The 14,189-nt window shown below is 66.2% G+C and carries 12 protein-coding genes; 9 read left to right on the top strand and 3 right to left on the bottom strand.

From position 1 onward, the window contains the following. The 8 genes from HLH21_RS16865 to HLH21_RS02635 all read left to right on the top strand — a co-directional run. Positions 1–197: hypothetical protein (locus HLH21_RS16865; protein ID WP_220789633.1), on the top strand; the 197-nt coding region annotated here is incomplete at its 5' end. 28 nt (positions 198–225) lie between these two features. Then, the gene (locus HLH21_RS02665) at positions 226–546 is read left to right on the top strand and encodes a DUF3175 domain-containing protein (RefSeq protein ID WP_182940769.1); all 321 of its coding nucleotides are present in this window, start codon (positions 226–228) and stop codon (positions 544–546) included. Between the two features lie 188 nt (positions 547–734). Then, positions 735–1,178: a hypothetical protein gene (locus tag HLH21_RS02660; RefSeq protein WP_182940767.1), complete on the top strand. Its 444-nt coding sequence runs from the start codon at positions 735–737 to the stop codon at positions 1,176–1,178. Positions 1,179–1,182: 4 nt separating this feature from the next. Continuing rightward, entirely contained in the window at positions 1,183–2,448 is a 1,266-nt protein-coding gene (locus HLH21_RS02655) for a TolC family protein (protein WP_182940765.1), read from the top strand. Further along, complete coding sequence (locus tag HLH21_RS02650; protein WP_246379069.1) at positions 2,445–3,620, top strand: efflux RND transporter periplasmic adaptor subunit; 1,176 nt, start codon at positions 2,445–2,447, stop codon at positions 3,618–3,620. Before HLH21_RS02655 ends, HLH21_RS02650 begins: the two co-directional genes overlap by 4 nt. Position 3,621: 1 nt before the next feature. Further along, the gene (locus HLH21_RS02645) at positions 3,622–6,714 is read left to right on the top strand and encodes an efflux RND transporter permease subunit (protein WP_182940761.1); all 3,093 of its coding nucleotides are present in this window, start codon (positions 3,622–3,624) and stop codon (positions 6,712–6,714) included. A 13-nt stretch (positions 6,715–6,727) separates the two neighbouring features. After that, on the top strand, positions 6,728–7,396 hold the full coding sequence (locus HLH21_RS02640) for a response regulator transcription factor (RefSeq protein ID WP_182940759.1): 669 nt from the start codon (positions 6,728–6,730) through the stop codon (positions 7,394–7,396). Beyond that, on the top strand, positions 7,393–8,763 hold the full coding sequence (locus HLH21_RS02635) for a sensor histidine kinase (protein WP_182940757.1): 1,371 nt from the start codon (positions 7,393–7,395) through the stop codon (positions 8,761–8,763). Before HLH21_RS02640 ends, HLH21_RS02635 begins: the two co-directional genes overlap by 4 nt. A gap of 30 nt (positions 8,764–8,793) precedes the next feature. On the opposite strand, the gene HLH21_RS02630 is transcribed toward HLH21_RS02635, so the two are convergent. From HLH21_RS02630 to HLH21_RS02620, 3 genes are all read right to left on the bottom strand, one after another. Then, a complete protein-coding gene (locus HLH21_RS02630) occupies positions 8,794–10,824 on the bottom strand; it encodes a TonB-dependent receptor (protein ID WP_182940755.1) in 2,031 nt (676 codons plus the stop codon). A 338-nt stretch (positions 10,825–11,162) separates the two neighbouring features. Continuing rightward, a complete protein-coding gene (locus tag HLH21_RS02625) occupies positions 11,163–11,417 on the bottom strand; it encodes a plasmid stabilization protein (protein ID WP_182940753.1) in 255 nt (84 codons plus the stop codon). A 36-nt stretch (positions 11,418–11,453) separates the two neighbouring features. Further along, positions 11,454–13,580 (bottom strand): catalase, encoded by a 2,127-nt coding sequence (locus HLH21_RS02620; RefSeq protein ID WP_182940751.1) that lies wholly within the window; start codon positions 13,578–13,580, stop codon positions 11,454–11,456. Positions 13,581–13,828: 248 nt separating this feature from the next. On the opposite strand from HLH21_RS02620, the gene HLH21_RS02615 reads away from it, so the two are divergent. Then, a complete protein-coding gene (locus HLH21_RS02615) occupies positions 13,829–14,188 on the top strand; it encodes a hypothetical protein (RefSeq protein ID WP_182940749.1) in 360 nt (119 codons plus the stop codon). Position 14,189: the final 1 nt, after the last annotated feature.

Genomic DNA, 14,189 nt, shown 5'->3' with positions numbered 1-14,189 from the left:
CGGTCTGCCTGTCACCGACCCGTCCCCTTCCTGATTTTTCCGGGGTGGCCACCCCGGAAAAATCAGTCCTTTGTCGCACGCAGCGACACGGAATGCATAAGACAAGCCTGTTTGAAAATGCGCGCTGGCGGCGATCCGACGCGCGTTTTCTGCGTTCCGCTCTCGCTCGCCAGCCCACATTTTCAAACAGGCTCTGAGCCCGCCCCCGGCGCGAGGACCATTCCCATGACCGCCCGAAAAACGCCCCCCGCGCGGGGCCGGAAATGGTCGGCCGAGGTCACGCGGCACAGCGACGCGCTGGACCTGGAACCCGGCGTCTTCGCCAGCGACGATCCGCGCCGGATCGCGGAGTCCCTGAAGCGCTCGGCCGAGGCCAGCACGCGGCGCAAATCCACCCCCTTCCGGTCGGCAATGTCGATGCTGGTGTTCTACACCAACCGCGCGGGGCGGCATCTGTCCCAGGGCCGGCGGCAGACCCTCGACCGCGCGCGGGTGGAACTGCGCCGCCTGTTCGGCCGCCCCGACGGGCCGGACCGCCGTCGATAGCGCAACGCCTCGACACGCCATTTGAACGCAGCCGAACGCACCCGCTCCGCAACGGACCGGAAAGTGCTGTCCGCCGTTCAGGCTGGCGTCAGGATTATGTGGCAAGACCAGTGACGCTCAACGTCGGCCGGGCATGGTGGACGCGCTGAATCCTGGACGCCGCGATGTCTCGAGACCCTGGCTTTTCCTTGTCCGTTCTGTTCCTGCTGCTTTCCGGCCTGTCCGGGTGCAGTCACGTCTCGTCCGAAGATCCGGAAGTCATTTGCACCGATATAGGGAAAGTGAATTTCGCGGCCTTCGTTTCCTCTTCCGACTATCCGGCCTCCGAATACAGGCGGATCGTGCTTGCCGGGCTGTCATGTCGGTCGGCAAGCGGGGATGCCCTGGTTGTTCCGCAAAACCGCTCCGGATTGCCGTATCTTCACGTGCATGTGGTTCGTTCGAGGGTCGATGGCTACATCTCGATGACGTTGTCCCGGGACGGGAGGCTGATTGCGTCGGAACGCATGATGCTGTCGGACCTCACAGGTCGTCTGGGACCGGCTGCGCTGACGGCTGATATTCAAACCCTGTCCAAAAAACTCTGGGTTGATTCATTGCCGGATCTGACGCCCGTGCCAGCGGATCGGTGATGTCATGAGGCAGGAATCGATCCAGGCGCGGCTGATGTTCCGCATGGCCGCAGCGTCGGGCCTTCTTGCGCTGCTCCTGTGGCAGCGCGTTCCGGCACGGGCGGAATCCCTGACATTTCACGAGGCGGTCAGCGCGGCCTGGGCGATCGACCCCGGACGATCCGCTCTCCTGGTCAACCGGAGTACGGCCGATGCGCGGGCCGATGCGGCGAAATCGTGGTTTCCAGGCGGCCCTACGGTCAACGGGCAATATTTCGACGATCATGCCGTGGGCAGCAACGAAGGCTATACGACGTATCAGGGCGGCGTTTCCGTTCCTCTCTGGCTTCCCGGACAAGGGAGCGCGACCGTTCGTGTCGCCCAGGCCGAATCCGCAACGGTGCAGGAGCGCCTGAATGTCGAGCATATGGCGGTGGCGGTCCGGGTTCTCGACGCCGCCGCGGCGGAAATCGTGGCCGAGCGGCGCGAGGCGATCGCGCTCTCCCTCCGTGGCGCGATGCAGCGGATCGAAGGCGCCGTGCGCGGCGCCGTGCATGCGGGAGAAGCGGCCGTGACCGATCGCGACGCGGCCGCCGCCGATCTGGCCAACGCGCGGACGGAAGTCGAAAACGCCCGGGAGCAGCGCATCACGGCGGCGTCCCTCCTCGCCGAATTGCTGGGCCGCCCCGGCCTGCCGGATATCATGTTCTACGACGATCGTTCTCTCGGGCGGACCCGGATCGGAACGCCGCAACTGGTCGAGGACAACGACCCCCGGGTCAGGGCGGCGCACCGGGCGGTCATGGCCGCCGAGGAAGGGCTGAAACTGGCGCGCGCGTCCTTCATGCCGAACCCCGAGGTGGGCATCGCGGCCATTCACGAAAAACAGTATGGAAGCCCCTGGGACAACCGTGTGGGCGTGAATGTCACGATCCCGTTGCCCAGCGAGGCGCGCAATGTGCCGATCATGGCCGACGCGCGCAACAAGGTCGCCGCCGCCGACAGCGACGAGCGCCAGGCGCGACGCATGGTCCGGCTCGAACTCGCGCAGGTGCGCGCGCGCGTGGACGCGGCGGCCGAGGCCCTGGGCAACGCACGCGTCGCGGCCGGCGCCCTCAACAAGCGGGCGAACGACATGGAGCGGTCGTGGCGCCTGCAGGAGACGTCGCTGGTCGAGGCCCTCCGGGCACGACAGGGCGCCTATACCGCCCTTCTGACGTTCAACCAGGCCGAGGTCGCATGGCACACCGCCATCCTGCGCGCCATGATCGCGACAGGATTCGTTCCATGACAGCACCGCGCCTCTCCTGGCTTCCGCCCGTCCTGCTGGCCATGCAGCTTGTCCGCGCGCACGTCGCCCTGGGGGCCGAGGAGCCGGTTGTGACCCTTGCGGCCGCCGTGCAGGCCAGCGAGGATCTGACGGTCGTGCCGGTCCGCCGGGGAACGGTCTCGCGGACGCTGACGGCGCTGGCCCATGTCGAGGCGGACGGGCGCCGCGTGGTTCATGTGCGCTCGGCCGGCTCCGGCAAGATCCGCGTCGTCGCGGTGATGCCCGGCAGCCACGTCGCGCGCGGCGATCGTCTGATCGACTATCAGGATCACGCGTTGCACGTCGCCCGCCTCCAGGCGGTGCAGATGCGCGCGGCCCTGGCCGAGGCGATCGCCGCGCGCGGCGAGGCCGCCGCCGGCTACGAGCGGGCGCGCCTCCTGTCCGGCAGCACCGTGTCGGCGGGTGAGGCACGGCGGCGTTTGTCCGTGCTTCAGCAGGCCACGGACCTGGTCAGGTCGCGGCAGGCCGATGTGGACACCCTGGACCATCGTTTCGCCGAGGAATTCAACTCGACCACGGAACGCGGCGGACAGGGCGAGATGTCCAGCCTCATCTCGCCCTTGACAGGCACCGTGCTCACGGTCGCGGCCGGGGTGGATGACGACATCGTTTCGGGTCAGGATCTGGTGACGGTCGCCGATCTCTCCAGGGTCTGGCTGGTCTCCGAGGTGACACCGGACGATGCGCGGCGGCTCGCGCCAGGCGCCGGCGTGACCGCCGTCCTGCCGGGAGAAGACGGAAACCCGCCCATATCCATGCCGGTGACGCGCATCGACACGATCGATGGCGCCGCCAGTCCCGCGACCGGACTGGTGCGGGTGATTGCGACCGTCGCCAACCCGGACGGCGCCCTGCGTCCCGGCACACTGCTCGATGCGCGTCTCGCCACGACCGAAAGCGCATCCGGCCTGATCGTGCCCACCGAGGCGGTGCAACGGATCGACGGGCGGGACATGGTGTTTCTCCGCACCGGCAAGGAAAGTTTCCGTCCGGTTGCTGTCCGCACCGGCCTGGGCAGCGACGACGAGACCGCGATCGTCTCCGGGCTCAGGGCGGGCGACATGGTGGTGTCGCATGGCGGTTTCGCGCTGAAATCCGTGATGCTGCTGGCCGCGATGGGCGGCGGGGACTGACATGGAGCGGTTTCTGTTTCTGCTGCAGCAGAACCGTTATGCGGTGCTCGGCGTGCTGTTCGCGATCGTGACGCTGGGCATCGCGACCGTGACCGGCCTGCCCGTGGAATCGGTGCCCGACATCTCGCCCAGGCAGGTGCTGGTTTCCGTCGTGGCCCCGGGGCTCGCGACCGAGGAGGTCGAGAAGCTCATCACCTTCCCCGTCGAGGCCAGCATGGCGGGCATCCCCGGCATGGTCGATCTGCGCTCGGTGTCCCGCTCCGGTGTCTCGGTCGTCTATGTGCAGTTTGCGGACGATACGGACATCGACCTCGACCGGACGCGCGTCGGCGAGCGCATGGCCCAGGCACGGGCCGCCATTCCCGTCGCGGGCCTGTCGGTGAACATGGGGCCGCTGGCGACCGGCCTGGGCGAGATCATGCAGTTCGAGATCGCGGGCCGGGGCTTCGACGCGATGGAACTCAACCGCATCATGACCTGGATCGTGGTGCCGCAGCTCAAGCTGGTGCCGGGGGTCGTGGACGTCAACGTCAATGGCGGCGCCGAGGAGACATTCGAGGTCCGTCTCGACGAGAGGCGCCTGAACGCCTACGGCCTTTCGGCCGGCGACGTGTTCCGCGCGGTGGACGCGAACAACGCCGCCTCGGGCGGGGCCTGGATCGCGCATTACGCCGAGCAGGTGGTCGTGGTCGGGCGCGGGCTGGTGCGCGATCTGACCGACTTCGGCGCCATTGCGGTCAAGCCGGGGGCGAATGGCGCGGTGATCCGGTTGCGCGATCTCGGGCAGGTCGCACTGGGGCCGCGCACACGGCTCGGGGCGGTGACGCGCGATGGGCGGGGCGAGATCGTCAACGGCGTCGTGATGATGGAGATGGGCGCCAGTTCGGAAAAGACGATCGCGGCGATCGAGGCGGCGTTGCCGTCCATCAGGCGGGCCCTGCCGGCCGGCGTGACGCTCGATCCGTACTACAGCCGCGCCACGCTGACGCACAAGACCATCGCCACCGTGAAGGAAAACCTGGTCATCGGGGCCGGGCTGGTGATCCTGGTGCTCGTCGTCGTCATCGGCGACTGGCGCGCGTCGCTGGTCATCGCCTCGGTGATTCCCTTCGCCCTGATCTGCGCGATGGTGGGGATGCGCGCGTTCGGCATCTCGGCCAACCTGCTCAGCCTGGGGGCCATTGATTTCGGGATGATCGTCGACAGTTCCCTCGTGGTGGTCGAGAACATGATGACGCACCGGCTTGCCGACCCGGATACGGATCTGCGCACGCTGGTGGTGACATCCGTCCGTCAGGTGATCCGCCCGGTGAGCTTCGCGATTATGGTCATCGTCATGGTCTATCTGCCGATCCTGACCCTGGAGGGGATCGAGGGCAAGATGTTCAGGCCGATGGCCCAGACCGTTATCATGGCGCTGCTGGCCTCGCTTGCCTACAGCCTGCTGTGCGTGCCGGTGATCGCCGCCCTCGCCCTGCGCCGCGCGGTCCCGCATGACGAGACACGGCCGGTCGCGTTCCTGCGCCGCTTCCATCGCCCGGCGGTCTCATGGTGCGAGGCGCATTCCTGGCCCGTCTTCGGCGCCACGATCGGTATTTTCCTGGTCTCCGCCGTCCTGGCGACGCGGCTGGGCGGCGAATTCATCCCGCAGCTTCAGGAAGGCGCGCTGGTCGTCACATCGACGCGCCTGCCCAGCGCGTCGCTGGCGACGTCGCTGCGTTCGGTCAACCGGGAGGAGCAGATTCTCAAGGGCTTCCCCGACGTGCTGACCGTCGTCAGCAACACCGGCACGTCGGCCATTCCAACCGATCCGATGGGAATCAACGAGACCGACACCTTCATTTTCCTGAAGGATCCCGACGAGTGGAAGACCGCGCGCACGCAGGAGGGACTGGTGGCCGCGATGGACGCCGCCCTGCGCGGCCAGGTGCCGGATGCCCTGTTTTCATGGAGCCAGCCGGTGCAGATGCGCATGGACGATCTGCTGTCGGGGGTACGGACACAGATCGCCGTCTCGATCTATGGTGACGACCTGGATGTGCTTTCCCGGCTGGGCGACAAGGTGACGGCGGCATTGAACGGCATTCCCGGCGCCGCCGACGTCGCCGCGCAGGGCGACGGCACGATCCCGTTCCTGCACGTCGATGTCGACCGCGAGGCCGCGGGCCGGCTCAACGTGAACATGCAGGACATACTTGATACGGTCGAGGCCGTGGGGGGCCATATCGGTCGCCCCGTCGTGGTCGACAATGCCCTGATCGGCACGCAGATACGCTTCCAGCCCGATCAGGTGGGCAGCCGCGACCGCATTGCCGGGCTTCGCGTCCGTCGGGGGGACGGCGCGGGCATGGTGCTGCTGTCGCAGGTCGCGCGCGTCACGATCGAGGACGGGCCGCCGCGCATCAGCCGCGACCGCATCCAGCGCCGCATGATCGTGCAGGCGAATGTACGCGGCCGCGACCTCGGTTCGTATGTCGCGGCGGCACAGGCGGCGGTGGCGCGCGACGTGCGTCTGCCACCCGGCTATCGCATGACCTGGGAGGGGCAATTCCGCAATCTGCAATCGGCGATGCAGCGGCTGGACATCGTGGTGCCGATCGCGCTGGCCCTGATCTTTGGCTTGCTGGTCATGGCGCTCGGCTCGCCGCTGCTGGCGTTGCTGGTGTTCGTCAACCTGCCCATCGCGGCGACCGGCGGCATCTTCGCGCTGGTGCTGCGCGGCCTGCCGTTCAGCATCTCGGCGGGCATCGGCTTCATCGCCCTGTTCGGGGTGGCGATCCTGAACGGCGTCGTCCTCATCAGCTACACCCAGGAGCGGCGGCGCACCGGGCTGACCGCGGCGCAGGCGGCGTTCAGCGCGGTGGAGGACCGGTTTCGGCCGGTGATCGCGACCGCACTGGTCGCCAGCCTGGGGTTTTTCCCGATGGCGTTCTCCACCAGCGCGGGGGCCGAGGTCGAGCGTCCGCTGGCGACGGTCGTCATCGGCGGCCTGGTCTCCTCGACGCTGCTGACCCTGCTGGTGCTGCCCGCGCTCTACGCCCGCTTCACCCGGACGCGCGGCGAGGACGGCACGGCGCCAGGAGTCATGTCATGACGGGGAGCACGTCATGAGGGTGCTCATTGTCGAGGACGAGCCCCTGCTCGGCTCCGCCGTGCGCGACCGCGTCCGCCAGGTCGGCCACGCGACAGACTGGTTCACGACCCTCGAAGAGGCGCGGGCGGCGCTGGAGGTCGCGACGTACGACATTCTCCTGCTCGATCTGGGTCTGCCCGACGGAAGCGGGCGGCAGCTTCTGAAAGCCGTCCGCCGGTCCGGCTCCACGATGGCGATCCTTATCATGACGGCACAGGACCAGATCAGCGACCGTATCGCCGGGCTGTCGGAAGGCGCCGACGATTACGTCGTCAAGCCCTTCGATCTTGGGGAACTGATCGCGCGGATCGAGGCGGTCGCGCGACGGTACGCGCCGCTTCCGGGGCCTTGCGTGCGGATCGGCGCGGTGGAGATCGACCTGTCGCGCCAGTCCCTGCGGCGCGACGACATCGAGATCGAACTGACGGCGCGGGAGTGGGCGGTGATCGAGCTGCTGGCGCGCCGGCCGGGCGCCATCTGTTCGCGCGAGAGGATGGAGGAGGCGCTTTATGGATTCGGCGAGGAAATCGAGAGCAATGCGATCGAGGTCTTCATCAGCCGCGTTCGCAAGAAAACCGGCCCCGGCCTGATCCATACGGTACGAGGACGCGGATACCGCCTCGCCGGGAATGGCCAGTCATGAAAAGCTGGAGCCTTGCATCGCATATCGTCGCCGGTGTCGTGGCGATCGTGTTCGGCGGCCTGGTGCTGCTGAGCGTCTCGATCGCGGCCTTCACGCGCCACGAAGTGACGGAGCGGCTCGACAACTCGTTGCAGGAGGTCTCCGAACGGCTCGGCTTCATCGTATCGATGCAGTTCCGCCAGGATCAGGTACAGGGCGGTGTCGCGCTGCCGCCGGGGCTGGACCGCGACGCGCTGGGGTATCAGATCACGGATCTGGCGGGCCATATCGTCCTGCGCTCGCAAAACGCGCCGCCGACCGTGCTGGTGGCGCCCCTTACGCCAGGATTTTTCGATCGGCCGCATTTCCGGGTCTTCGTCGCCCTGTCGGCGGCGCGGACGCATTACATCCTCGTGGCCGAGCCGGTCCTGCATCGCCAGGAGGCCATACGGCGTGCGATCATGATTTCGGTCTTGCCGATGATCCTCATCATGCCGGCCATATGGCTGCTGGTGCGCTGGACCGTGCGTCGCGCCTTGCGACCGCTGGTCGATCTTCAGAGGGAAATCGGCAGCCGGGGCGGCGCCAACCTCGAACCGATTCCGTCGCTGAATCTTCCCGACGAGGCCGCGCCCATCCACAAGGCGGTCAATTCCCTGCTGGACCGGCTGAGAAAGGCCCTCTCCACCGAACGGATGTTCGCGACCAATGCAGCCCACGAACTGCGTAACCCGATCGCCGCCCTGATGGCGCAGGCACAGGTGCTGTATGAAGACCTGCGGGACTCCGGCTATGCCGTCCGGCTGGATTCGGTGGTGGGACAGACGCGGCGGATCTCGCGGACGACGGAAAAACTGCTGCAACTCTCCCGTGCGACCTCGGGCGCATCGCCGCGAGGGATGCAGTTCGATCTTGTCGAGATCATTCTTGTTCTGACAGACGAATTTCAGGACATCATCCCGCCGGGCCGCCGCCTGGTCGTTGACAGCGGCGCTCTGGACCATCTCTACATCCTGGGAGACGTCGATACCGCCGGCATATTGTTCAGAAACCTCATTGAAAACGCCATTCATCACGGCATGTCCAACACGGACATCAAGCTCAGCATCCTGGCGAATGGTCAGGTCGAAATCGTCAATGCCTGCGAGATCATTCCCGCGTCCGTTCTGGACCGGCTTGCCGAGCCTTTCGTCAGGGGCGCATCTTCCGCCGAAGGGAGCGGCCTGGGACTGTCGATCGCGCATAATATCGTCACGCAGTCGGGCTACCAGATGGAGCTGCTCTCACCTGTTCCCGACCAGGTCTCGGGTTTCATGGCGCGGATTACCTTTCCGGTTTTCACCGCCGTGCTGTTTTCGGACCAGGAGGAGCCACGGGAAGACGCATAATCCAAGCCGCTCCCACGGTGGCTCCGGGCCTCAGAACACGACGCTGGTCGCGACATTGATCGTGCGGCCCTGCCCCCAGCTGTTGCGATAGGCCGAGCCGGTGGGGGCGATAATATAGCCCTGGTTGAGAAGGTTGATCGCATTCACCTGAAGGTTGACGCGCCGGCCCAGAAGATGGGGAAAGTTCCATGCCGCGAATGCGTCGAGGGTACCGTAGCCGGGGACCTGATAGCTGTTCGTGAGGGTAGCGGAACGCGTTCCCACCAGGTGCACGCCGCCACCAGCCCGCATTCCCGTGTCCTTCCACGGGAGTATCCCATGCCAGGTCGCATATATGCTGCCGGAGTTTTTCGGCACGCCGATAAGCTGCTTTCCCTGGTCCTCGGGCGTATCGCGCAGGGTTCGGGCGTCGGTCCAGGCGTATGCGACGATCGTGCTCCAGTGCCGGGAGAGGTTGCCGGTCAGGCTGAATTCGAGTCCTTTCGACCCTGCCAGACCTGTCAGACGCTGGATATTGTTTCCGTTTTCATCAAGTCCCGCGCTTTGCAGGACATTTTTCTTGTGAATATTGTACAGGGCGAGATCGCTGGTGAGCCATCCGTTGTCGTAGCGGGCGCCAACCTCGAACTCACGCCCCGTCGTGGGTTTGTAGCCGCCCTCCAGAACCGTGCCGGCCGACAGCAGATTGGCCCCGAACGACTGCGAATAGTCGCCATAGAACGAGACCGTCTTGAGCGGCTGCCAGACGATCGCGGCGAAGGGCAGCGGCTTGGTGTAGCCTGCGTTCGTCGTCAGGTCGAACGGAATTCCGCTGCCGTAGCGGATGTGGAACCACTGATAGCGCACGCCGCCGCTGAGGGTGACCTGCCGGGTGAGATGGATATTATCCTTCACATAGCCCGAGACGCAGTCGATATCCTGCTGCAGGTTGCTGCTGGCGTTGTTGGGCTTGCCGACCGGCTGGAGCAGGCCATAGACCGGGTCGGAGGGCAGGAAGCCCCCGACATTGGATGACTGGTAGAACAATCCCTGGTCCTGACGCCTGTTCTCGTAATCCACGCCTGCCGTGATCTCGTGGCGCATACCCCACAGGTCATGTGTGGCGATGTAATCGAGCGCTATGTTGCCATTGGCGCGGATCGTGCCGCCATTGGAGCGATAGCGGCGGGTGAGGATGCCGGTCGCGGGGTCGTAGCTGGACGGGTCGGCCTGGCGGTCGTGGTAGTCGTCATGGTTGTAGCCGCCCGAGAGGCGGAAACGGTCATGGGGCGTCATGCGGAAATTGACCTGCGACGCCAGAAGGTGGCGGTCGCCGAAGGAGGCGGTCCATGATTCGTCAAGGCGCTGCTGCGGGCCGGAGATGGGGTTGTTGCCGACGAAGACCGCACCGCGATCGAGAACATTGTCGTATTTGGCGAATTCGTAGGAGATGGAGGCATCCCACCGGCCATGTTTCCAGTCCAGCGTGGGGGCGACGAGGGTCTGGCGGTTGGCGCCGAAATTCCGCCAGTAATTCTCGTTGCGGTATTCGCCGATCAGGCGGAAGGCGATGTCCCGGGTGACGGGACCCGACACGTCGAAATGACCGTTACCGCCACCAAGGGAACTCCATTGCGTGCCGAACCCGCCGTCCCAGCGGCGGTGGTCGGGGGCCTTGGTGATGACGTTGATGACGCCGCCGGGTTCCTGCATGCCATAGAACAGCGAGGCGGGGCCTTTCAGGATCTCGACCCTTTCGGCGGTGGCGCCCTGGTAGTTGCGGCCGATGGGCATGCGGATGCCGTCGCGCAGGATGGAGCCGTCATCGTTGGCGCCGAAACCGCGTTTGATAAGCGCGTCCTGCGTGCCGCCGAAACTGTTGCCGTTGGCGATGCCGGGGACGTATTTGGCCATGTCGTCCATCGTCTGCGGCGCGAAATCGGCGAGGGTCTGGTGGGTGATGACGTGGGTGGTCTGCGTCTGCTGCAGGAAGGCCGTGGGCCTTTTGTCGCCCATTCCGCTGTCGGGTGCGGCGTAGGAGTTGCGTTCCCCGATCACGCGCAGGACTTCGGGCGCGCGCATGTCGCGTTTTTCAGCGCCCTTTGCCTTCTGCGGAGGGGTCTGTGGACGCGCGGATGCATGCGGCTGCCGGGTGGCCGGCAGGGGATCCCCGGGCGCGACGGGGGCCGCGTGCGCGCCACCCAGACCGACTGCTGCGATACCCGAAGCCAGAAGAAGGAAGCCGCGGGCGCACCGGCGGGTCCTGCGCGCTGCGTTGCGAATCGTTTTCATTCGCGCTTCTAAAACACAAATCGTTACGTTTGGAAACACGAAAAATGTTATGGGGGGCCGATGCGCGGCCTGCATGGCGTCGTGCTGTCCGGCCCCTTCCTGCTATGGGGGCCATCCGGCGGTCTGTCCTATCCCGCCTTCCCGCGCCGGGCCGCCGAGGCCGCGCCGCCCAGCGCGCCGCCCTTGCGCGACGGCGCGTGCGACACCGCATGCCCGCGCCCCGAACCGCTTTTCTTGCCGCCGCCGGTTTCCTTGTTCACCGTGGCCCAGGCGCGGCGCTCGGCTTCCTGCTTCCCTATGCCGCGCTGTTCATAGCCGGCCTCGATATGGGCCGCCTGCCGCTTCTGCTTGTCGGTATAGGACGATTTGTCTCCACGTGGCATGACACATGCTCCCCTCCGATTGCGGGCGCACGCCGGTCAGACCGCGTGGACCCGGCTTTCGCGTTCCCAGAACCGCAGCGCCCGGCAGGCCGCGACGAAACTCGCGACATCCCCGGCCTTCGCCAGCGGCAGAATCCCGCCGTCCATGTCCTGCGTCCGGATACCCGACCGTTTCATCAGCGCCACGGCGGCGGCGCCATAGCCGATGAATTTCGCATGGGCGAAGGCATCGGCGACAAAGTCGCGCGCCGTCGCTTCCTCGCACAGCACCGCGGCCCCCTCGGCGGAGGGCAGCAGGATCACCGCGTCATACAACACCGACGGCCCGCCCTTGATCTTCTGCCCCGCCGGGATCCGCACGCCGGCGCTGGTCCGGACGCCGCCAACCTGTGGCGCGACCAGTTCCACATCCGCCCCTTCGTCTTTCGCCGCCTTCATGACCGCATCCAGCAGGCCGGCATCGACGCCGTCCGTCACCAGGACACCGAACTTGCGTCCGGCGAAATCGGCCGGCCCGTTCTTCAGGATGCTCAACGCGGGCGATGGCGGCAGGCCATCCAGCACCGGGCGGGCCGGGGCCGGGGCCTCCGGCAGGCCGTCCAGGCCCAGCCCCTGCGCCACCGCGGCCGCCAGTCCCTGGTCCACATGGATCAGATGCCCCACCATGCGCTGCCGGATGGCCAGGGTCTCGACCTTGCTCAGTTCGAAGGTGAAGGCCTGCTGGATATGGACCTGCTCGATCGTCGTCTGGCTGAGGTAGAATTGCCGGGCCTGGCTGTAATGATCGCCGAACAGTTCGGACCGCACGCGCGTCTTCGCACCGCCCTCCTGCGCCGGAAAGGTCGTGAATCCCCTGGCTGCATCCTCACGCGGGCCGCCCTGCGCGCCACCCCAGGAATTGGGTTCGTAATTCGCCCGGCCCTTCGGGTTGTGCATCGCCATGTGCCCGTCCTGCTGAAAATGATGGAACGGGCATTTCGGCGCGTTGATCGGGATATGCGTGAAGTTCGGGCCGCCCAACCGCTTGATCTGGGTATCGAGGTAGGAAAAATTCCGGCCCTGCAACAGCAGATCGTTGGTGAAGTCCACGCCGGGCACGATATTCTGCGTGCAGAACGCAACCTGTTCGGTCTCGGCGAAGAAATTATCGACCACGCGGTCCAGCACCAGGCGTCCGACACGACGCACCGGAACCAGCTCCTCGGGGATCAGCTTGGTGGCGTCCAGCACGTCGAAATCGAAACTGTCGGCGAAATCGTCGTCGAACAGCTGGACGCCCAGCTCCCATTCCGGAAAATTCCCGCTCCCGATCGCGTTCCACAGGTCCCGGCGATGGAAATCCGGGTCCGCGCCGTTGATCTTCACCGCCTCGTTCCAGACCACCGATTGCAGCCCCATCTTCGGCTTCCAGTGGAACTTGACGAAACGCGACTGCCCCGCCGCGTTGACCAGGCGGAACGTATGGACGCCGAACCCCTCCATGAAGCGGAACGACCGGGGCAACGCACGGTCCGACATCGTCCACAGCGCCATGTTGATGCTTTCGGGGGACAGCGAGATGAAATCCCAGAAATTATCATGCGCGGATTGCGCCTGCGGAAATTCCCGGTCGGGCTCCGGCTTCACCGAATGGATGACATCGGGAAATTTGATGGCGTCCTGGATGAAGAAGACCGGGATATTGTTGCCGACAATGTCCCAGTTTCCTTCCTTTGTGTACAATTTGACCGCGAACCCCCGCACGTCGCGCGCCAGGTCGAACGATCCCTTGCTGCCTGCGACGGTGGAAAACCGGACGAAGGCCGGGACCCGCTCGCCGGGCCGTTGCAGGACGTCGGCGCGCGTCACATCCGAAAGCGACTCCGTCAGTTCGAAGAATCCATGCGCGCCATACCCGCGCGCATGGACCACGCGCTCGGGGATGCGTTCATGGTCGAAATGGAAAATCTTTTCGCGGAAATGAAAATCTTCCAGAAGCGTCGGCCCGCGCGGCCCCGCCTTCAGCGAATTCTGGTCATCGGCCACCGGCGTGCCCTGCTGGGTCGTCAGGACCGGAACCTCCCCCCCGGCCCCCTGGTGGGTTTCCCCACCCGCGCCACGCAGGATGTTTTCGGCCCCGATGCGCGCGCGCGTGCGGCCGTGATCCGGTGTTTTCGCGGTCATGAACGGTTCTCCGGTTCGGTCGGGCTGGCGGGCCGGAGCCGCGCCTGGCGCCCCATCATCGGGGAATAACGTGACGCGACGGGGCGGGTTGCCCTGTCGCAGGCATCACGCCGGTTCTGCCGTCACGCATGTGTGACCGTCTTCGTTCTTCCGGAACCATGATATCCGCATCCGGTTCGGGTCATGAGTCCGGCGTCGTCCGGCCACTTCCGGCCGGGCCGCGTCCTTACGAAAAAAGGAGAACCGTCATGGCCCGTTCCCATCCCATCGCAATCCTGATCGTCGCGGGCCTCGTCGCAGGCGGCGCGGCCAATGTCGTGCCCGCATCGGCGCAGCCCGCCGATACGTCCCCCTTCACACACACGCCCTCTGCCCCGTCCTCTCCTTCCGGGACGAGCCGGCCGGACGTCCCACCGTCGGAGAAGCTGCCCACCTGGCCCAACCAGAAGCGCGAACAGGTCTCCCCCACACCAGCACCCCCCGGCACCCAGCGGCAGCCGCTGTCCGCCGAACAGGCGAAACGGCGCGCGCGCCACCCTATCCCGGGCACGAACACTGTGCCGGGCACGACGGCCCAGCCGCGCACCACCATGCCGCCCCAACAGTAAT

This window comes from Gluconacetobacter johannae, from assembly GCF_014174305.1.
GTDB lineage: Bacteria > Pseudomonadota > Alphaproteobacteria > Acetobacterales > Acetobacteraceae > Gluconacetobacter > Gluconacetobacter johannae.
This window is presented reverse-complemented; position numbering and strand designations above follow the sequence as displayed.

What these genes read in the sequence shown, in the direction of transcription:
- HLH21_RS02665 (WP_182940769.1), top strand. Translation starts at nt 226, where the DNA reads ATGACCGCCCGAAAAACGCCCCCCGCGCGGGGCCGGAAATGGTCGGCC.
- HLH21_RS02655 (WP_182940765.1), top strand. Translation starts at nt 1,183, where the DNA reads ATGAGGCAGGAATCGATCCAGGCGCGGCTGATGTTCCGCATGGCCGCA.
- HLH21_RS02650 (WP_246379069.1), top strand. Translation starts at nt 2,445, where the DNA reads ATGACAGCACCGCGCCTCTCCTGGCTTCCGCCCGTCCTGCTGGCCATG.
- HLH21_RS02645 (WP_182940761.1), top strand. Translation starts at nt 3,622, where the DNA reads ATGGAGCGGTTTCTGTTTCTGCTGCAGCAGAACCGTTATGCGGTGCTC.
- HLH21_RS02640 (WP_182940759.1), top strand. Translation starts at nt 6,728, where the DNA reads ATGAGGGTGCTCATTGTCGAGGACGAGCCCCTGCTCGGCTCCGCCGTG.
- HLH21_RS02635 (WP_182940757.1), top strand. Translation starts at nt 7,393, where the DNA reads ATGAAAAGCTGGAGCCTTGCATCGCATATCGTCGCCGGTGTCGTGGCG.
- HLH21_RS02630 (WP_182940755.1), bottom strand. Translation starts at nt 10,824, where the DNA reads ATGCGCGCGCCCGAAGTCCTGCGCGTGATCGGGGAACGCAACTCCTAC.
- HLH21_RS02625 (WP_182940753.1), bottom strand. Translation starts at nt 11,417, where the DNA reads ATGCCACGTGGAGACAAATCGTCCTATACCGACAAGCAGAAGCGGCAG.
- HLH21_RS02620 (WP_182940751.1), bottom strand. Translation starts at nt 13,580, where the DNA reads ATGACCGCGAAAACACCGGATCACGGCCGCACGCGCGCGCGCATCGGG.
- HLH21_RS02615 (WP_182940749.1), top strand. Translation starts at nt 13,829, where the DNA reads ATGGCCCGTTCCCATCCCATCGCAATCCTGATCGTCGCGGGCCTCGTC.